The organism is Streptomyces sp. WZ-12 (genome assembly GCF_028898845.1).
GTDB lineage: Bacteria > Actinomycetota > Actinomycetes > Streptomycetales > Streptomycetaceae > Streptomyces.
Genome location: NZ_CP118574.1, coordinates 5565674 through 5585578, shown reverse-complemented (window position 1 = coordinate 5585578; position 19905 = coordinate 5565674). Strand labels below are relative to the sequence as shown.

The window sequence follows — 19905 nt, the reverse complement described above, 5'->3', positions numbered from 1 at the left end:
GGCTCGGCCGCCCGACAGGTTCGGCCGTTCAGCCGGTCCGCTCGGTGGGCGGGGCCATCCAGACGGTCTGCTCGCAGATGTTCATCCGGGTCTTCTTGCCCTTCTCGTCCCGGACCTTTATCACCTTCTGGTGGCGGTCCCGCGGCGCGCCCACCACCACCTCGTCATTGCTGACCAGGCAGTCGGCCGGCGACATACCCGGCCCGTGGTCCTTGTAGCGCAGGTTGGTGGTGACCGTGCCGCCGCGCGCCACGTCTATCGGCATGGTCCGGCCCTGCCCCTTGCCGTCCGACTCCGGCCCCTTGCCCACGTGGACCGCGAACGTGGGGAAGCCGTCGAACACGCACGGCTGCGATCCCTTGTTGACGACCGAGAGGCGGGCCTCCCGGTGGGTGCTGTGCGGCGCCGCCTTGAGGACGGTGACCTTCCAGCCCAGGCCCTTGGTGCGGCAGTTGGCGTGCAGCGCCGCCATCCGCCCCGAGCCGCAGCCCGTCAGACCCAGCCCGGCGGTCACGGTCAAGGCGAGCGCCGCCGTCGTCGTCGCGAGCACGGAACGTCGCTGCACGACTCCCCCTGTTCCATCCGTTCGTCCTGTTCGCACACATCGTTCGCACGCGATGTCCTTCCGTAAGGAAGGGTTTTCGGCGCCGTAGGTTGCCTGCATCCGGGGAGAGATATGCGTCACGTAAAAGTTTTCGCCCGCGGGACCGCCGTGCGCGGTCCGTCGCACCCCCGGCGCACGCCGGATCTTACGGCCCCTCAGCACCCGCCGACGCCACCCCCATCGCCTCCGCGTCCGCCGCCGGCAGCCACCACGCGCCGCCGGGCAGCGCCCGCCAGCCCTCCCGCGCCCCCAACTCCCGGGCGGCGTCCCGCAGTGCGGCCAACCCGGGATGCCGCAACCCTCGTCGCCACACCATCCCCACCGGCGACAACGGCACCGGATCCACCAACGGCCGCAACACCATCCCCGGCACCTCGATGAACTCCGCACTCGCCAGCACCGACCAACCGCGCTTGCGCACCACCCGCACGAACTCCTCCGCCCCCGCGATCTCCGGGAACGGCGCCGCCATCGCGATCCCCCGCCCCGCGAAGAGCCGCGCCGCCAGCTCCGTCCACTCCGCGGTCCGCGGGTTCCCGGCCGCCGCGTAGAGGGTCTCGCCGGCCAGCCCGCGCAGCGGCACGCGGCCGGCGGCGGCCAGCGGATGGTCCGCGCGCAGCAACACCGCCATCGGCTCCAGCCGCACCGGCTGGTGGGCGAGCCCGGCCCGGGCCGGGGCCGACAGCCCCGCGAACCGCCCGAACGAGACGTCCAGCCGCCCGGCGGCCAACTCCGCGGCCGCACCGGTCAGTCCGCCGTGGTACCGGGCGATCAACTCGCAGCTCTCCGGCAGCCGCCGCCGCGCCGCCGCCAACACCCGGTGCGCGGTGCCGACCGGCGCCCCCACGTCCACCACCAGCGGCCGCCCCGGCTCCGACCGGAAGGCCGCGGCCAGCTCCTCCTGGGCCGCCAACACCCGCCGCGCGTACGGCAGCAGCCGCTCGCCCTCGGCGGTCAGCGCCACCCGCCGGGTGCTCCGGACGAACAGCTCGGCCCCCAACTCCCGCTCCAGCCGCCGGACATCGCGGCTGAGCGCCTGCTGGGCGACGTACAGCCGGGCGGCGGCCCGGGTGAAGTGCAGCTCCTCGGCGACGGCGGTGAACGCCCGCAGCAGCCGCGGTTCGATGTCGTACGGCACCGGCCCATCCTCACACCGGACGCCCGCCACCACACCGCGTTGACGCACCTCACGGGCCCGCCCCCGACACTCACACCGCAGGCGCGTCAATCGGCCCGCGCAGGTGTTGGACGCCCCGCCGCCCCCACCGCGACCGTGAACGACGTGATCCTCTTCCTCGCCGCCCGCCCGATCTCGCCCCCGCCCGTACGCCGCCCCCGCCGCCGCTCCCCCTACGCCCGGCTCTTCGCCGTCCCCGGCGCCCGCGCCTTCACCGCGGCCAACCTGCTGGCCCGACTGCCGATGGGCATGCTCAGCGTCAGCGCGGTCCTGATGATCGCCGGCAGCCGCGGCTCCTACGCCCTGGCCGGGGCGGTCACCGCCACCGGACTCGCCGCGACCGCGCTGGTCGGCCCGTGGACGGCCCGCCTCATCGACCGCCACGGCCAGGCCCGGATCGCCGTACCGGCCACCGCCGTTGCGGTCCTCGGCTCGCTCTCGCTGCTGCTGTGCGTCCGCGCCGGCGCCCCGGACTGGACCCTCTTCGCCTCCTACGCCGCCACCGCGACCACCCCCAACACCGGCGGGATGTCCCGCGCCCGCTGGGCCCACCTCCTGCGCGCCGACCCCGCCGCCCGGCACGCCGCCAACTCCTTCGAGCAGGCCGCCGACGAACTGTGCTTCCTGCTCGGCCCGCTCCTCGCGACGCTGCTGTGCACCGCCGTCGCCCCGGAGGCCGGCACCGCCGTCGCCGCCGCCCTGCTCCTGACCGGCGTCCTGCTCTTCGCCGCCCAGCGCCGCACCGAACCCCCCGCCGTCCCGCGGCCGCCCGGCCGCCCCGGCTCCCCGCTGCGCGCCCCCGGCCTGCCCCCACTGCTGCTCACCTTCGTGGCCACCGGCGCGGTCTTCGGCTCCCTGGAGGTCGTCACGCTCGCCTACGCGGACGCGCACGGCTTCCGGGCGGCGGCGGGCGGGCTGCTCGCCCTCCAGGCGACCGGATCGGGCGCGGCCGGGCTGCTGTTCGGCCTGCTGCCCCCGGCGGCCCGGCCCGCCCGGCGCCTCCTGCGCTGCACCGCCGCGATGGCCGCCCTGCTGACACTGCCGCTGCTGGCCGCCGCAACGGGCGCCCCGCCGCTGCTCGCCGCGGCCCTGCTCACCGCCGGCACGGCCACCGCCCCGACCATGGTCACCGGCATGGGCCTGGTCCAATCCCGCACCCCCGCCGGCCGGTTGAACGAGGGGATGACGCTGGCGGTGACCGCGCTGCTGACCGGCATCGCGGCCGGCTCGGCCACCGGCGGCTGGGCCGCGGACCACCTGCCGTCCCCCGCCGCCGGCTACGCCGTCCCGGCCGCGGCGGCCGCCCTGTCCCTCGCCCTCACCGCGGCGACGGGCACCCGCGCGCCCCACGAACCGGCCCGCCGCACCTGACGACGGAGCCCCCGCCCGACGGCGGCGCCCCGCCCCGCGAAAGCCGCACACAAACGACGACAGGCGACGCCGCCCGCGCTTTTCGCGGGCACACGTCGCCTGTCGTCTTCGTGGAGATGGCGGGAATCGAACCCGCGTCCAACGGTGCGGAATCAGGGCTTCTCCGAGTGCAGTCCGCTGCGCTTTTCTCGGCCCCGGAGATCACACGGACAAGTCTCCGACGGGCCCAGCCACTGTTTGATTTCCCTCTTCACCCCGTGACCGGGATCGAGGTTTAGTCCCCTAGCTGATGCCAGGATCCGGGTCGGGAACAGCCCCGGGCTGACACTTCGCAAGTCGCTACTTAGGCAGCGAGGGCGAAGGAATCGCGCTTGGTGTTGGCGATTATTGGTTTCGGCATGTGGTTTACGAGATCATTGCCGCTTCCTCGACTCGCTTCCCCTGCTTCGACATCCGCTGTCGAAACCGATCATCCCCATGTTTTCTTTTCAAAGGTGGTGCCACACCCTCGCGGGGTGTGTCCCCATCGTACGTGACCACCGCACGCGCGTGCCAGCACATTTCCCGGCGGCCGCTCACGGCCCGGGCCCGGCCGCCGGGAGCTACGCCCGCTGCCGGCGCCGGACCGCCGAGATCGCCCGCTCCGTCTCGCGACGGTCCTGCTTCTCGCGCAGCGTCTGCCGCTTGTCGTACTCCTTCTTGCCCTTGGCCAACGCGATCTCGACCTTGGCCCGGCCGTCCTTGAAGTACAGGGCCAACGGCACGATCGTGTGACCCGTCTCCTGGGACTTGACCTCCAGCTTGTCGATCTCGACCCGGTGCATCAGCAGCTTCCGCTTCCGCCGCGCGCTGTGGTTGGTCCAGGTCCCCTGCGCGTATTCCGGGATATGGACGTTGTGCAGCCAGGCTTCCCGATCGTCGATCTGGACAAATCCGTCCACCAGGGACGCCCGCCCCTGACGCAGCGACTTCACCTCGGTGCCGGTCAGCACCAGACCGCACTCGAAGGTGTCCAGAATGTGGTAGTCGTGCCGCGCCTTCTTGTGCTGCGCGACGAGCTTGCGCCCGTCGTTCTTCTCTTTGCCCTTGCCCTTGGTAGCCATAGTGCGGCCATTTTCGCACTACGCACCGGTGCCGAGGCCACTCAATACTGTGCGGGCCCGTTCTTCGGCGTGATCCGGGGCGATCAGGTCCGGGGTGATGCCGGCGCCGTCCACGGCCCGGCCGGACGGAGTGCGGTAGTGGCCGACGGTCAGCTCCGCGACCGAGCCGCCCGGGAGCCGGGTGGGCATCTGGACCGAGCCCTTGCCGAACGTCGGCGAGCCCACCACGACGGCCCGGCCGCGGTCCTGGAGGGCGCCGGACAGCAGCTCGGCGGCGCTCATCGTGCCGCCGTCCACCAGCACCACCAGCGGGGTCCGGGGATCACCGACGCCCTGCGCGTACAGCGCGCGCTGGCTGCCGTGCACGTCGTAGGTGGCGACCAGGCCACCGTCGAGGAAGTCCGACGCGGTGGCGACGGCCTCGCTGACCAGGCCGCCGGTGTTGCCGCGCAGGTCTAACAGCAACCCGTCCCGCGGGTCGGCGGTGCGCAGCGCGCGGCGGACCGCGGCGCCGGTGCCCTTGGCGAACGCGGTGATCTTGATACGGGTCGGGCCGTCGCCGCCGGCCGGCCGGTCCACGGTCACGTTCTCGGTGTGCAGCCGGGTGCGGTGCAACATCGCGCTCCAGTGGCGGGCGCCGCGGTCGAGGTCCAGCCGGACGGGCGTGCCGGGGGCCGCCCCGGAGCCGTCCGGGCCGTCGCCGCGCAGCCGGCCGACGGTCTCGGTGACCGGCCGGCCTCGGGCGGGCCGGCCGTCGACGGCGTCGAGCCGGTCACCGACGGCGATCCCGGCGCGCTCGGCGGGGCCGCCGGGCTGGACCCGGGACACCGTGATCCGGCCATCGTCTCGCTGCCGCACCCACAGCCCGACGCCGACGTAGGAGCCGTCCAACTGGGCCTGGAAATCGGCGAATTCGCCGGGGGTGTAGACCGCCGACCAGCGGTCGCCGCTGCGGCTGACCACGTCATCGGCCGCCTGGGTACCGGACTTGCCGTCCGCGACGGCCCGTTCGGCGGCCCGGGCGGCCCGTTCGGCGGTCGCCGACCCGGCGGGCCCGTCGTCGGCGGGGCGGCCCTGGGCGGCCGGCTCCGCGGTGTCTCCGACGTCGTCCCAGGTGCCGGTGGCCGCCCCCGCGGCGAGCACGCCGGCGAGGAACAACGTCAGGGCCGCCCCGCGGCGGATGCGGCGGGGCCGACCGTACCGACACGGGCCCGACATGGCGGCGAGTCTAGGCGACGAAAGGGCGCCGTACGGGGAGTTGACCGTACGGCGCCCTTGGCGAAGCTCACACCTTGAGGTACTTGCGCAACGCGAAGAACGCGGCGAGCGCGGGCATCAGCAGCCCGATGAGCAGGACCAGCGGCAGCACCGCCAGGACGGAGTCCCAGCCGATGAAGTTGACCACCTGGATCTGCTTGGCCAACCACTGGTTGATCATGAAGTACTTGCCGCCGACGAGCAGCACACAGGCGAACACGGCGCCGATGAGGCCGGCGATCGCCGCCTCCATGATGAACGGCATCTGGATGTAGAAGCTGGACGCGCCGACCAGCCGCATGATGCCGGTCTCCCGGCGGCGGCTGAACGCGGAGACCCGCACGGTGTTGACGATCAGCATCAGCGCCACCACCAGCATCAGGCCCATCACGCCGAGCGCCGCGTACCGCATGCCGTCCAGGAGGCGGAACAGCGGCTCGACGGTGTCCCGTTGGTCCTGCACCTGCTCCACGCCGGGCCGCTCGGAGAACGCCGACTTGATGACGTCGAACTTGGTCGGGTCCTTGAGCTTGACCCGGAAGGACTCCGGCAGTTGGTCCGGCGTCACCAGACCGGCGACGGGGGTGTCGCCGAACTGCTCCTTGTAGTGCTTGTACGCCTGGTCACTGGTCTCGTGCTGCACGTTCTGCACCAGCGGGAGCCGGTTCAGCTCGGCGAGGATGTCGTCCTTCTGCTGCTGGGTCGCCGCGCCCTTGGCGCAGTTGGCGGCCGTCTCGGCGTCGTTCTTGTTGCAGAAGAAGATGGAGACGTTGACCTTGTCGTACCAGTAGCCCTTCATCGTGCTGACCTGGTCGCGCATCAGCAGCGAGGCACCGAAGAGGCCGAGCGAGAGGGCTACGGAGACGATGACGGCGAAGGTCATCGTGAGATTGCGGCGGAGACCGACGCCGATCTCCGACAGGACGAACTGGGCGCGCATGGCGTCCTTTCAGTGCTGGTAGCCGTACACGCCGCGCGACTGGTCGCGTACGAGCCGGCCCTTCTCAAGTTCCATGACCCGCTTGCGCATCTGGTCGACGATCTGCTGGTCGTGGGTGGCCATGACCACCGTCGTGCCGGTGCGGTTGATCCGGTCCAGCAGCTTCATGATGCCGACGGAGGTCTGCGGGTCGAGGTTGCCGGTGGGCTCGTCGGCGATGAGCAGCAGCGGGCGGTTGACGAACGCCCGCGCGATGGCGACGCGTTGCTGCTCACCACCGGACAGCTCGCCGGGCATGCGGTCCTCCTTGCCGCCGAGGCCGACGAGTTCGAGGACCTCGGGCACCGTCTTGCGGATCTGTCCGCGCGGTTTGCCGATGACCTCCAGGGCGAAGGCGACGTTCTGCCCCACCGTCTTGTTGGGCAGCAACCGGAAGTCCTGGAAGACCGTGCCCACCTGGCGACGCATCTGCGGCACCTTCCAGTTGGAGAGCTTGGCCAGGTCCTTCCCCAGTACGTGGACGGCGCCGTGACTGGCGCGCTCCTCACGTAGGAGCAGCCGCAGGAAGGTGGACTTACCGGAGCCCGAGGAGCCCACCAGGAAGACGAACTCGCCGCGCTCGATCTCCAGGGAGACGTCCCTGAGGGCGGGGCGGTTCTGCTTCGGGTAGGTCTTGGAGACGTTGTCGAATCGGATCACTGATGCACCACGGTCGACCTGGGTAGGGGAACGGGTTGCCGGTCGTGGCTCCCGTCGGTGAGCGTGACCCTACGCGAACCTCACGTGGCCGCGAAGCCGCCGACGGGGGTTGGTGCGTTTCTTCACTGTGCCTACGGGACAAAAGACGCACAATCCGGGCGACGGGCGGGCGCGTTTCGCGCGGGCGGGGCCGGAACGCTCCATGGGCGCGCGCCGTACCACGGCGGACCTGGCACAGTGGTAGTGGGAACCAACGCGCCTCCTGGTGCGTTGGTCCAGTGAAGTAAGGAGGTCGCATGACGTACGACCGATTGGTGTGCGCCAACTGCGCGGCCCCTGTGAGCGAGGGCCGCTGCCCTGTGTGCCGGGCCAGCAGGGAACGACTCCAGCAGCAGGCGGGCTTTTTCGGCCAACTGAACCCCGTAGTGCTGGCGGCCTTGCTGGTCGCGCTGATCGCGCTCGCGGTGCTGCTCCGCCAGGCCGTCTGAGAGCGGCCGCGGCGCCGCCTTCGTCACGACGCCGCCACGCAGGGTGCGCGAGAACCGCCCCTCACCCCACCTTGACGCCCGAGGGGCCCGGGACGGCGTGCGTCCCGGGCCCCTCGTCGCGTAACGCGTCGGCGTCAGGCGGCCGCCGCGCCGTTGCCCTTGTTCATCAGGCGCGGCAGGACCCGGAAGCCCACGCCGCCGGCGATCATCGTCGCCGCACCGATCAGCAGGAAGGTCGTGCCGGACGAACCGGTCTCGGCGAGCTGACCGCCCTTGGCCTGCTGCTTGGCCTGGCCCGGGGTGTCGACGACCTGCTCCTTGCCCTGGCCGGGCTGGTCGATCGGCTTGGAGCCCTCGTTGTCGGTACCGGTACCGGTGCTGTCACCGCCGGTGGTGCTGCCACCGCCGGTGCTGCTGCCACCGGAGTGGCCACCGGTGCTGCTGCCACCGGAGTGGCCGCCGGTGCTGCTACCGCCGGAGTGGCCGCCGGTGGTGCTGCCACCGGTCTGACCACCGGAGGTCTGGCCGCCGGAGGTGTGACCACCGGTGGTGTCGCCACCCGTGGTCTGACCGCCGGTCGTCTGACCGCCCGTGGTGTCGCCGCCGGTGGTGTCGCCACCGGTCGTCTGACCACCGGAGGTGTCGCCGCCCGTGGTGTCGCCACCGGTCGTGTCGCCACCGGTCGTGTCACCACCGGTCGTGTCGCCACCAGTGGTGTCACCGCCGGAGGTCTTACCGCCCGTGGTGTCACCGCCGGAGGTGTCGCCACCGGAGGTCTTGCCGCCCGTGGTGTCACCGCCGGTCGTGTCGCCACCGGAGGTCTTACCGCCCGTGGTGTCGCCACCCGTGGACTCACCACCGGTGGAGGTGCCGCCGCTGGTGTCGTCGCAGAACAGCTTGAGCACGTCCCACGGCTTGCAGACGGTGCCCGCAGCCTGGCCCTGCCCGGTCTCGGCGGCGGACGCCGCGCCGGCCGCGGTCAGCGACGCACCGGCCGCGATCACCGCACCGGCCGCAATGCGCGCCACGCGCAGCCGCGTCTTCTTCGTCATGTACTGCTACCCCCAGTAGCTGAACTCGTCATTGGAGCACCGCCGCACGGGGCAACGACCGATGGGGGTGTGCGGACCGACGCCCCGCGATCGCGGGCGGGCCCTTCGTCTCCCCGTTCCTACACGCGCCCCATGACACACGCATGCCGCGCTCAGCCTTCCCAGTTCTCGGAACATCGTCAAGGCCGAATAAAGGCTTGATGCCTGAATTGCCATGAGTTGGGCGATACATGGACGTACGACTGTGACCTAACCGCCACCACAAACGACAACTGCCTCCCCAGGGGAGGCAGTTGTCTCGTGCGGCACGCGGAACTTTGTCCGCTTTCGGCTTACTTGGCCTGCTGCTCGCTCTGCTTGCGCCAGCGGATGCCGGCCTCCAGGAAACCGTCGATGTCGCCGTCCAGCACGGACTGCGGGTTGCCGACCTCGAAGTCCGTACGCAGGTCCTTGACCATCTGGTACGGGTGCAGGACGTACGAACGCATCTGGTTGCCCCAGGAGTTGCCGCCGTCGCCCTTGAGGGCGTTCATCTTGGCCTGCTCCTCCTGGCGGCGCCGCTCCAGCAGCTTCGCCTGGAGGACGTTCATGGCGGTGGCCTTGTTCTGGATCTGCGAGCGCTCGTTCTGGCAGGAGACCACGATGCCGGTGGGGAGGTGGGTCAACCGGACCGCGGAGTCGGTGGTGTTGACGCCCTGTCCGCCGGGACCGGAGGAGCGGTAGACGTCCACCCGCAGATCGCTCTCGTCGATCTCGATGTGGTCGGTCTGCTCGACGACCGGCAGCACCTCGACGCCCGCGAACGACGTCTGGCGGCGGCCCTGGTTGTCGAACGGCGAGATGCGCACCAGGCGGTGGGTGCCCTGCTCGACGGAGAGCGTGCCGTAGGCGTACGGCACCTGGACGGCGAAGGTGGTCGACTTGATGCCGGCCTCTTCGGCGTAGGAGGTCTCGTACAGCTCGGTCTTGTGGCCGTGGCGCTCGGCCCAGCGCAGGTACATCCGCTGGAGCTTCTCGGCGAAGTCGGCGGCGTCCACCCCGCCGGCCTCGGCGCGGATGCTCACCAGGGCCTCACGGGCGTCGTACTCGCCGGACAGCAGGGTGCGGACCTCCAGCTCGTCCACCGCCTTGCGGACGTCGACGAGCTCGCGCTCGGCCTCGGCACGGGTCTCCTCGTCGCCCTCGGCCTCGGCGAGCTCGAAGAGCACCTCAAGGTCGTCGACGCGGCCGCGCAGCTCCTCGGCACGGCGGAGCTGACCCTGGAGGTAGGAGAGCTGGCTGGTGATCTTCTGCGCGTTCGCCGGGTCGTCCCACAGGGACGGCGCCGCGGCCTGCTCCTCAAGCACGGCGACATCGGCCCTCATCTTGTCGAGGTCCAGGACGGCCTCGATCGACTCCATGGTCGAGGAGAGGGACTTCAGCTCTTCGGATACATCGACGACTGCCACGCACCCAGCCTAACGGCTGCTACCGACAATCTGTCCCGGAGCGTTGTCGACCCCGGCGCCCCGGGCCGGCCGGGAGCGGGCCGCGCAGCCGCTCCGCGCGGCCCGACCGAAGCCCCCGTCACGGCGTCCGCCGCAGGTCACGGGGCCTGTCGCGGGTCCTGCGGTAGCTGCTGCGGCGGGTCCTGGTGCGGCAGGTGCACGCCGGGGGAGAGGTCGCGCGGTGCGTCGTCGCCCCCCGAGGCCAACAGGCCGGCGACCGCGGCCGCGACCAGGACCAGGGCGGCCGCCACGCCCAGCTTGATCCGGCGCAGGCGCACCGCCTCCGGGGTGGAGCGGTGCCGGGCCGAACCCGCCCGGCGCTCCCCCGCGGCCCGCGGCGTACGGGCGGTGCCGTGCGCACCGCCGGCCAGCTCGTCCGGCTCGGGGACCCGCATGCTGGTGTGCGTCTCCCGGTTGGAGTCCGGTGTGGCGCCCTGGACGAGGGGGACCGCGCCGCGCGGCGGGCCCTCGGGGGCCGTCGCCGGATAGCGCGCCTCCTGGTGGGCGCCGGCGGGCGCGCCCTCCGGGTCGTCGGCCGCCTGCTCGTCACCGGGCTCGTCGATGTCCAGCGGCGGGATGCCGGCCAGGTCCGGCAGGATCTCCCGCAACCGGGCGGCCAGTTCAGGGGCGCGCAACCGGGAGGCGGGCGCCTTGGCCAGACACTGGATGAGCAACTGCCACAGCTCGTCCGGGATGCCGGGCAGCGGGGCGACGCTCTCGGTGACGTGCCGGCGCAGCACCGCGCCCGGGTGGCCGCCCCCGAAGGGCGTGAAGCCGGCGAGCATCTCGTACAGGACGGTCGCCAGCGCGTAGACGTCCACCGAGGCGCGCGGCGGCAGCCCCTCGATGATCTCCGGGGCGAGGTAGTCGGGGGTGCCGATGACCTTGGTCGAGCGCAGCGCGCCGGACGTCCCCCCGGCCTGGGCCTGGGAGAGGGTGCGGCGGGGTGTGTCGACCAGGCGCGCGATGCCGAAGTCGGTGAGCAACGCGGGGTGCGCGCCACCGGGGCCGAGTGGCCCCTGCATGTCCAAAAGGACGTTCTCCGGCTTGACGTCGCGGTGCACGATCCGGGCGGCGTGCGCGGCGACCAGGCCGTCGGCGACGTCGGCGGCGATGGCGACGGCGGCCTCCGGGGCCAGCCGCCGCTCGCGCTCCAGACGGGTGCGCAGGTCGGTCCCGCGGATCAGGTCCATGACGAGCGCGAGGTCGGCGCCGTCGACGACGAGGTCGCGGACCCCGACGACGCGCGGGTGCGCGAGGCTGAGCAGCGCCGCCCGCTCCTGCACGAAGCGGCCGACGAGCTCCTGGTCGGAGGCGAGGTCCTCGCGCAACAGCTTGATGGCCACGGCCCCTTCGGGCCCCTCGCCCAGCCATACCGTGCCGGCACTGCCGCGCCCCAGGATCTGGTGAGCGGTGTACCGGCTGCCGATCTTCCGTGCCAAGACTGCTCCGACGTGTCGGGCCCCCGAGCGTGCTGCGGGGGCTGAGGTTGGCGTCAAAGCTACGCGGGCGCCAGAGGGTTCAGTGCCCCCAATAGCGGCAACCGTCACTTCTGTACGGGAATTCACCGGCCCGATGTCGACAAATCCATCAAGCCGTCGACGCTCGCCCGTACGGACCGTCAGCCGCCGAGCTTCTGTACGAAGTGCTGGATCTGGCTGAAGACGTGCCCGACCTGCTCGAAGAAGCTCCGGCCGGTGCCGATCCACTGCTGGAGCGGGGTGAACTCCCAGACCAGCCAGCCCGCCACGAACAGCAGCAGCACCGTGAACAGACAGCCCTTCAGGCAGCCCAGGCCGGGGATCCGCATCGGGTTGGCGCTGCGCCGGCGCGGCTCGCGCGGGGGCCGGGGCTCCCGGGCGGGCGGCGGGGCCGGCTCATAGCGCTGCGGCGGCGGCTCCTGGCGGCGCTGCGGGGCCGGCGGGCGCTGCTGCGGGTAGCCGCCCTGCTGGCCGGCGTACGGGGCCGGGGCGGGCGCCGGGCGGCGCTGCGGGCGACGGCGCAACGGGTCGTCCTGCGGGTCCAGGTACTGCACCTGGGTCTGGTCGTTGCGGTCCCGGGCGGCGCGCAGTTGGGACTCCCAGGGGTGCGGCCCCTGGGGCTCCTGGGGGCCGGCCATGGGCATGCCCGCCGGCATCGGGGGCACCGGCGGCATGGCCCGGGTGGGCGCGGGGCCCCCGGTGGACGGCAGCACGCTGGTCGCCGCACCGGGGTCGTAGGAGGCCGCGTTGGTCGGCAGCACCTGGGTGGGCGCCGCGTCGCCCGTCCCCTGGCCCTCGCCGGTGCCGGGAACGGTGGCCGGGTCCGGGTCCGGGACGAGCAGCGCGGCGACGCCCAGCGCCGCCCGGGCCTGCTCGGGGGTGGCGTTGGCGCCGATGCCGGCCGCGACGGTGCGCAGCCCGCGGGCGAGGTTCTCGGCGCTGGGCCGCTCCTCGGGGCGCTTGCGCAGACAGCGCTCGACGATCGTCCACATCGGCCCGGGAACCGAGGCGGGGCGCTGCGGCTCCTCGCCCAGGTGCTTGTGCAGCACCTCCAGGGCGGTCGCGCCGCCGAACGGCGGGCGGCCGGTCAGCAGCTCGTAGAGCAGGATGCCGGCGCCGTAGATGTCCACCGCGGAGGTCTGCGGGCGGCCCTCGGCGGACTCCGGCGCCACGTAGGCGGGGGTGCCGACGAACTCGTGCGTGCGGGTCAGCCCCGGGGAGTCCGCCAACCTCGCGATGCCGAAGTCGGTCAACATCGGGTGCATCTCGCCGCTGCCGTCCGAGCCGGCGAGCAGGACGTTGGCCGGCTTGAGGTCGCGGTGGACGACGCCGTCGGCGTGGCTGGCGGCCAGCGCGTCGGCGACCTGCGCGGTGAGCAGGGCGGCCGCCACCGGGCTGAACGGGCCGTTGTCGCGGAGGTAGCGGTGCAGGTCGGGGCCGTCGACCAGGTCCATGACGAGCGCCAGCAGGTCGCCCTCGACGACCAGGTCGCGGGTCCGGACGATGTTGGGGTGGGTGAGCCGCAGCAGGACCGAGCGCTCCCGTAGGAAGCGCATCACCACGTCCGCGTCGGACGCCAGCTCCTCCTTGAGGACCTTGATCGCAACCGTTTCGCCGGGCTCCCCCGGGACGGCGGCCTCGGCGCCGGCCGTCTCCCTCTGGCGGGCACGCCAGACGGTGCCCGTGGCGCCGCGTCCCAGCGGCTCCTCAAGCAGGTACTTGCTGCCTACCGGCCGCACGTCATGCGCTCCCTGGTCGTGGTGGATGCTTGGCTCTGGCCCGCTGGGTCAGCTCGCGGCCCGTCCGCCCCACTGTAGTGCCGTCGCACAAACATTTCGGTTCGGCAGACGGGTCGGGGCTCTTCGGAAAGACGCCGGTTACGGGCCATTGGTTGCCCGGATTCCGGACGCCTCCGGGCCGGTCAGTACGGGGGCGTCCGGCGGTCGCGTCAAGGCGCCGGCGCCTCGCGTCAGCGGTCCGGGTGGCGTCCGTCGCTGATCGCTTCGACGACGCTTGATGATCGAAATCGGCCGGTTCGCTGCCCGTAACCAGGCGGTTTTCCGCCGAGCGCCGACCAATCAAGATCATTAAAGGGCGGTCGGCGGGCGTGTTGTCAGTGGCAGGTGCGAGGATGCATCCCAGCACGCACGCGGTAGGGGCGCGCGGTCACTGTCGCGACGTGCATGGGACATGTCCGTGCCGACGTGCCCGGGGTGCGGTGGGGGACGAGCGGAGCCCCTGCCGATCATTCCCGGCAGAAGGGACCGTTGACGGCGATGCAGATCCGGCTGACCGTCCTCGGGCCGCGCAGCGGCCACACCACGCGGGCCTGCGACGTCCTCGTGACGGCCCCCGCCGGCACCGCCCTGGCGACGGTGGCCGGCTCGCTCGCGGCGGCCGTGGCGGGCTCCGGCGCGGACGTCGGCACCACCGGCGGCAGCGCCCCCGTCGTGCTCTACGCCGGCACCGAGCGGCTCGACCCCCAGCGCGCGGCGCTCGGCGAGCCACCCCTGATCGACGGCGCGGTGCTCTCCCTCCAGGGCCCCGGCCCCGCCCCGGCCCACGGCCTGCCGCACGGCTCCGCCCAACTGCGCGTGGTCTCCGGCCCCGACGCCGGCGGCGTGCACCTGCTGCACGGCGGCCAGGTCCGCGTCGGCCGCTCCGCCGACGCCGACGTCCCCCTGGACGACCCCGACGTCTCCCGCCTGCACTGCGCCGTGACGGTCGAGCCCGACGGCGCCGTGTACGTCGCCGACCTGCGCTCCACCAACGGCACCGCCGTCGACGGCACCGAACTCGGCGACCTGGCCGTCCCGTTGCCGCCCGGCGTCCTGCTGCGCGTCGGCGAGTCCGCGCTGCGCCTCCAGGCCCCGCCGCGCACCCCGGAGGTGACCCTGACCGCCACCCCCGACGGCGAGGGCCACCTCCGGGTCGTCCCCGGAGGCATCGCCCCCGGGGCGGCGGCCACCGGGGAGACCGCGGCGGGCGTGCTGTACGCCGACGCCGGCCGGGCCCTGGACGACGGCAGCGGACCGACCACCGCCGCGCCCCAGGCGCTCGACCCGGACGGCCGCTTCGCGGGCGGCTCCCGGCGCCAGGAGACCCCGCTGCGCGGCTTTCCGGCCCCGGCGCCCGGTGACCACCGCGGCACGACGGACGCCCCGGAGGGGACCGACCCCCACGCCCCCGGGCAGACCGTGGACGGCCTGTTCCCACCCGCCGCCCCGGCCACGCCCCGCCAGGGCCCCGCCCCCACCGCCTACGGGCCGGACGCCACCGACGCCCCCGGCATGGCCTACGGGACGGGACACCCGACCGCGCCCACACCCCCCGGGACGGCCAACGGGCAGGAGGCCGCGGCCAGTTACCGCACCGACACCGGAGCGGGCTTCGACACCGCGCCCGCCGGTGGACAGACCCACGGCGGACAGCAATCCCTGGTCCCGCCGGACCCTGCGGGCACCCGTAAGTCCGGCCGGCGCGGCGGCCTCGGCGCCTGGGCGCGCCGCCTGGCCGGCGGCCGCCCCGCGGCGGAGGAGCCGCAGCAGGAGCCGGCGCCTCAGACCGCGTACCGCGACGCCGCCGGGACGGCCCCCGCGGACGACCAGGACCGCCCGGCCGCCGAGCCCCCCAGCGCGCCCTCCGCCCCCGCCGCACACGACCGCTGGCCGGACGCCGCCGGGATCCTACTCACCGCGCTAGGCCCGGGTCCCCGGCTCTGGGAGCGCGGCCCGGACCACCCGGACGCGTTCACCATCCGCCTGGGGACGGCCGAGCGGGACGGCGGTCGCACCGCCGCGCCGGTCGCCGTCGAGCTGCGTCGGGCCGGCGCCCTCGGGCTGGCGGGGCCGCGCGAGCGGCTGGTCGGGCTGGCCCGGTCCGCGGCCGCGCAGGTGGCCGCGCTGCACTCCCCCGGCGCGTTGGAGATCGTGCTGATCAGCACCGACCGGGCGCGCCCCGTCGAGGAGCGGGTGGCCGACTGGTCCTGGCTGGGCTGGCTGCCGCACGTCCGCCCGGCCCGCGGCCAGGACTGCCGACTGCTGCTCGCCTACGACAAGGAGCAGGCCGCGGCCCGCACGGCCGAACTGGTGCGGCGGCTGGACGACGGCCCATTGGGGCCCGGCTGGCCCAGTGCCGAGCGCGCCGAGGTGGCCGCGGTCGCCGCCCGCCACCAGGGGCCGCACACCCTGCTGATCGTGGACGGCGACCCCGGCTCGTCGGCGCTGCGCGAGACCACCGCGCGGCTGGCGGCGGGCGGCCCGGCGGCCGGCGTCCACGTCCTCTGCCTGGCCGAGACCCCGGCCGCCTCCCCCGCCTTCCCCCTGGCGGCGACGTACGAGGCGGCGCGGGCCGCGTCGCCGGCGTTCGGCGAGTGCGGGGCGGTGGCGGTGCTCAGCGGCGACGTCGCCACCGCCCTACGGGTGATCCAGCCGGGCTCCGGACCGAACGGCACGGTCGCGACCGTGGACGCGGTCTCCGCCGCCTGGGCCGAGCGGTTCGCGCGGGCGCTGGCGCCCCTACGGGAGGCCGAGGCGAGCGGCCGACCGGGCGGGCCGACCGCGCCGCGCGCCGCCATACCGCTGCCGGAATCGGCGCGGCTGCTGGACGAGTTGGGGCTCGCCCGGGCCACCCCCGCTTCCCTGATGGCCCGTTGGGCGGCCGCGCAGGACACCGACCGGCCCGGCGCCGCCGCGGTGCTCGGCGCCGGGCCGCACGGCCCCGTGGTCGCCGACCTCGCCGCCGACGGCGCCCATCTGCTCGTCGAGGGCGCGCCGGCCACCGGCAAGACGGAGCTGCTGCGGTCGCTCGCCGCGTCGCTGGCCGCCGCGGACCGCCCGGACCGGCTGTCGGTGGTGCTGGTGGACGGCACCGGCTCCGAGCGCGGCGAGGGCCTGCGCGCCTGCACCGAACTGCCGCACGTCACCACGCATTTGGCCGCCTCGGACCCGGTGCGGATGCGGGAGTTCGCCCAGGCGCTCTCCTCCGAACTGAAGCGGCGCGCCGAAATACTGGCCGGCACCCCCTTCTCCGAGTGGCGCACCAAGCACCTCCCGGCCCCGCGCATCATCGCCCCCCGCCGCTCCACCGAGGGCAGTTCCGCGCCCACTCCCTCGCCCTTCCCCACCGCCACGGCGAGCGCCTCAACGCCCCCGCCCGCGACCCCCTCCGTCACCTCAACCCCACCCGCCACTTTCACAACGGGTAACGAATCCCAGGAACAAATCACTCTCCGTAATCGTTGCCGGAACAAGGAAGGAGGCAGCGGCGCCCAGGCGGACCCCGCGGACCCCACCCGCACGGGCACCCTCCGCCTCCGCACCCGCCCGGACACCCCCGCGCAGGACCCCCATCGCTCCCGCGACCACCAACCAGACCACCCCAACCACCGCCCCGACCACCAGGCCACCCAACAGCCGTACCAGGCGCCGCAGATCAGCCCAGCCCCCTCCGCCGGACCCGGCACGGCCGCACCCGCACCCGCGGCCGCGTCCGCACCCCCGGCCGCATCGGACGCCCCAACGGCAGCCGAGGCAGCCGCCCGGGCCGCGGCGCCGATGCCCCGGCTCTTCGTCCTGGTCGACGACTTCGACGCGCTGGTCTCACCGGCGCTGGGCAGTACGGGCCGCCCGGCCGCCGGTTCCGTGGTGCGCGCCCTGGAGGCGGTGGCCCGGGACGGCGCGGCCCTGGGCGTGCACCTGATAGCCGCGACGGGGCACCCGGACCGCACGGAAGGCACCGCGACCGCCGAACGGGCCACCCTGCGCGTCCAGTTGGGCGCCGTCGACGACCCGGGCGAGGACGCGCCCGGCTCCGGCTCCGAGCCGGTACCGCCCGGCCGCGGGCGGCTGCACCGTACGGCGGACGGCACGTCCGTCCCGTTCCAGGCCGGCCGGGTCACCGGCCGGATACCACGCACGTCGACGCTGCGGCCGACCGTCGTGCCCCTGGAGTGGTCCCGGATGGGTGACCCGCCGGCCCGGCGCCCGCTGCGGGAGTTGGGCAACGGCCCGACGGACCTCGCCCTGCTGGCCAGCGCGCTCCAGCGGGCGGCGCAGTCCTCGGGAGCGACGCCGGGGCAGTCGTTGATGTGACCGCCCGGTAGCCCACCGCGCCTGGTTGCCCATCCGGCCGGACCGGGCGGATGGGCAACCAGGTGGACCGATGTGTGCCGTCGCGCTGGCCGTGTGGGGGGCGTGGGGCGCTTGAGTGCCCGAGTATCCGTTGCCGGGCGTAGTGGCTGGCGGGGTTGGCGGGGCGGCCCGTAACGGGGCTATCACAAAAGGGGAGTTGGCGCGGGCGGCGGTATTGCGGAGCCGGTGGTGGGGGCGTAGGACTACGGCACCACCGCGTCGCGATCGGCGGCGCGTCACGAGCGGCGCCGCAGCGCGATCGGCACCGCAGCGCGATCGGTGGCGCGTCGAGGGGCGCAGCGCGGGCGTCACGGCAGTGCGGGCGTCATGGGAAGCACGAGCAGCGCGGCATCAGGTACGGCACGACACAGCGCGGCACAGCACAGCGCCGCGATCGGTGATCACTGCACCACGCGAGCGGTAGCGAAGCGCGACACGCACCGCACCGCGCCAGCGGTGGGCAGCACAGCACGCAGCACAGCACGCACGGAGTACACGGCACGGCGCCGCGGCGCCCGCGCTGAGGCGGGCGACGGGGCGTCCCGGCGGGGGCGAGGGCTACTAGCTACCTGGCTACGGGGAGGCGACGGGGATGCGTAGACGAGTCGGGCGGATCGGGCGGAGAGGTCAGGCGGCGGGGCGGACGCCGGTGGGGCAGGCAGGGTGGGCCTCCTGCTCGCGCCGCATGGGTCGCACGGGCCGCAGCGCGGGGCGGGCCGGTGCGGAGCCTCGAACCGGGCCTGCGTATCGGGTGGTTGGGCGGCGGCGCAGGGCCGTCGTTGGGGCGGTTGTGGTGGGCGTGGCGATGGCGGTGGGTTGGGTGGGTGTGGAAGTGGGGGTGGTGGTGGAGGTGGGGGAAAGGTGAGGGGGATGGTGGGGGGACTGCGCCCAGCGTTGCGTTGCCGAAGTGGGGTGGGCAGCGGGTGCAGGTGGCGGCGGTGTGGACGGGGGTGGAGCGGGACAACTTCGCGAAGGTGTTGGCGGAGTTCGAGAAGCGGACCGGGGCGAAGGTGGACTTCGTGCCGAGCGGTGATGACATGGCCGGGTTCGTCGGGTCCAAGATCGCGGGTGGTGGGCCGCCGGACGTGGCGCTGTTGCAGCAGGTCGGGGTGTTGAACGAGTTCGCCGAGAAGGGGTGGCTCAAGCCTCTCGGGGCGGACGCCAAGGCGGAGTTGGCGAGGAACTTCGGCAAGGGGTGGCGGGATCTGGGGGCCCACAAGGGCACCGAGTACGGGGTGTACTTCAAGGCCAGCAACAAGTCGTTGGTCTGGTACAACGCGAAGGTCTTCGAGAACGCCGGGGTGTCGGAGCCGAAGACCTGGCCGGAGTTCTTGAAGGTGGCGCGGACGGTGTCCGAGTCGGGGGTGGAGCCGGTCTCGGTGGGCGGGTCGGACGGGTGGACGCTGACCGACTGGTTCGAGAACGTGTATCTGTCGCAGGCGGGCCCGGAGAAGTACGACCTGTTGGCGAAGCACGCCCTCAAGTGGACCGATCCGTCCGTGACGCGGGCGCTGACCACGTTGAGGCAACTCTTCGGCCACAAGGAGCTGTTGGCGGGCGGCAACGCGGGGGCGTTGCAGACGGACTTCCCGACGTCGGTGACGCAGACGTTCAGCGGCGGGGACACCCCGAAGGCGGCGATGGTGTCGTCGGCCGACTACGCGGCGGCGGACATCGCGCAGACGAAGGCGAAGGTCGGGACGGACGCGAAGGTGTTCCCGTTCCCGGCGGTGGGCGCCAAGGCGCCGGTGGTGACCGGCGGGGACGTGGCGGTGGCGCTGAAGGGCACCAGGGCGGCGCAGGCTCTGCTGACGTTCCTGGCGTCGACGGACGCGGCCAAGATCTGGGCGCAGGCGGGCGGATTCGTCTCGGCGAACCGGGGGTTGGACCGGGCGGCGTACGCGGATGACGTGATGCGGAAGATCGCGGGGGCGTTGATCGCGGCGGGCGATGACTTCCGGTTCGACATGTCCGACCAGGCGCCGGCGTCGTTCGGCGGCAAGCCGGGGCAGGGCGAGTGGAAGGACCTCCAGGACTTCCTGAAGGACCCGGGGGACGTCGCGGGCACGCAGCAGCACTTGGAGCGGGACGCGGCGAAGGCGTTCGGGCACTGAG

At 73.6% G+C, this 19905-nt stretch carries 13 protein-coding genes, 1 other RNA gene and 1 pseudogene; 4 read left to right on the top strand and 11 right to left on the bottom strand.

Going from position 1 to position 19905, the window contains the following annotated elements; translation table 11 throughout:
* Positions 1-28: 28 nt before the first annotated feature.
* Both PV796_RS24150 and PV796_RS24145 read right to left on the bottom strand, forming a co-directional pair.
* The gene (locus PV796_RS24150; RefSeq protein ID WP_274915453.1) at positions 29-565 is read right to left on the bottom strand and encodes a DUF4232 domain-containing protein; all 537 of its coding nucleotides are present in this window, start codon (positions 563-565) and stop codon (positions 29-31) included.
* A 184-nt stretch (positions 566-749) separates the two neighbouring features.
* Positions 750-1742 (bottom strand): LysR family transcriptional regulator, encoded by a 993-nt coding sequence (locus PV796_RS24145; protein WP_274915452.1) that lies wholly within the window; start codon positions 1740-1742, stop codon positions 750-752.
* 135 nt (positions 1743-1877) lie between these two features.
* Here PV796_RS24145 and PV796_RS24140 point away from each other — a divergent pair, with 135 nt between their 5' ends.
* Positions 1878-3152, top strand: coding sequence for an MFS transporter (locus PV796_RS24140; protein ID WP_446750625.1), 1275 nt, complete (start codon positions 1878-1880; stop codon positions 3150-3152).
* Between the two features lie 108 nt (positions 3153-3260).
* Here the strand turns inward: PV796_RS24140 and ssrA are convergent.
* From ssrA to ftsE, 5 genes are all read right to left on the bottom strand, one after another.
* Positions 3261-3629, bottom strand: a transfer-messenger RNA (tmRNA) gene (gene ssrA, locus PV796_RS24135).
* A 125-nt stretch (positions 3630-3754) separates the two neighbouring features.
* The gene (gene smpB, locus PV796_RS24130) at positions 3755-4255 is read right to left on the bottom strand and encodes an SsrA-binding protein SmpB (protein WP_274915451.1); all 501 of its coding nucleotides are present in this window, start codon (positions 4253-4255) and stop codon (positions 3755-3757) included.
* Between the two features lie 18 nt (positions 4256-4273).
* A complete protein-coding gene (locus tag PV796_RS24125) occupies positions 4274-5473 on the bottom strand; it encodes a S41 family peptidase (RefSeq protein ID WP_274915450.1) in 1200 nt (399 codons plus the stop codon).
* 67 nt (positions 5474-5540) lie between these two features.
* The gene (ftsX, locus tag PV796_RS24120; protein ID WP_274915449.1) at positions 5541-6452 is read right to left on the bottom strand and encodes a permease-like cell division protein FtsX; all 912 of its coding nucleotides are present in this window, start codon (positions 6450-6452) and stop codon (positions 5541-5543) included.
* 9 nt (positions 6453-6461) lie between these two features.
* Positions 6462-7151: a cell division ATP-binding protein FtsE gene (gene ftsE, locus PV796_RS24115; RefSeq protein WP_100604605.1), complete on the bottom strand. Its 690-nt coding sequence runs from the start codon at positions 7149-7151 to the stop codon at positions 6462-6464.
* A 296-nt stretch (positions 7152-7447) separates the two neighbouring features.
* Here ftsE and PV796_RS24110 point away from each other — a divergent pair, with 296 nt between their 5' ends.
* Positions 7448-7639: a hypothetical protein gene (locus PV796_RS24110; RefSeq protein ID WP_274915448.1), complete on the top strand. Its 192-nt coding sequence runs from the start codon at positions 7448-7450 to the stop codon at positions 7637-7639.
* A 134-nt stretch (positions 7640-7773) separates the two neighbouring features.
* Here PV796_RS24110 and PV796_RS24105 read toward each other — a convergent pair whose 3' ends face one another.
* The 4 genes from PV796_RS24105 to PV796_RS24090 all read right to left on the bottom strand — a co-directional run bounded on the left by PV796_RS24105 (position 7774) and on the right by PV796_RS24090 (position 13398).
* The gene (locus PV796_RS24105; RefSeq protein WP_274915447.1) at positions 7774-8691 is read right to left on the bottom strand and encodes an LPXTG cell wall anchor domain-containing protein; all 918 of its coding nucleotides are present in this window, start codon (positions 8689-8691) and stop codon (positions 7774-7776) included.
* Positions 8692-9023: 332 nt separating this feature from the next.
* The gene (gene prfB / locus PV796_RS24100) at positions 9024-10139 is read right to left on the bottom strand and encodes a peptide chain release factor 2 (protein WP_274915446.1); all 1116 of its coding nucleotides are present in this window, start codon (positions 10137-10139) and stop codon (positions 9024-9026) included.
* 137 nt (positions 10140-10276) lie between these two features.
* Entirely contained in the window at positions 10277-11620 is a 1344-nt protein-coding gene (locus tag PV796_RS24095) for a serine/threonine-protein kinase (RefSeq protein ID WP_274915445.1), read from the bottom strand.
* A 179-nt stretch (positions 11621-11799) separates the two neighbouring features.
* Positions 11800-13398, bottom strand: a complete 1599-nt coding sequence (locus PV796_RS24090) for a serine/threonine-protein kinase (RefSeq protein ID WP_274915444.1) — start codon at positions 13396-13398, stop codon at positions 11800-11802.
* A 537-nt stretch (positions 13399-13935) separates the two neighbouring features.
* On the opposite strand from PV796_RS24090, the gene PV796_RS24085 reads away from it, so the two are divergent.
* Both PV796_RS24085 and PV796_RS24080 read left to right on the top strand, forming a co-directional pair.
* Positions 13936-17751: an FtsK/SpoIIIE domain-containing protein gene (locus PV796_RS24085; protein ID WP_274919210.1), complete on the top strand. Its 3816-nt coding sequence runs from the start codon at positions 13936-13938 to the stop codon at positions 17749-17751.
* A gap of 855 nt (positions 17752-18606) precedes the next feature.
* Positions 18607-19904: pseudogene (locus tag PV796_RS24080) on the top strand (ABC transporter substrate-binding protein).
* The last annotated feature ends 1 nt before the right edge of the window (position 19905 follow it).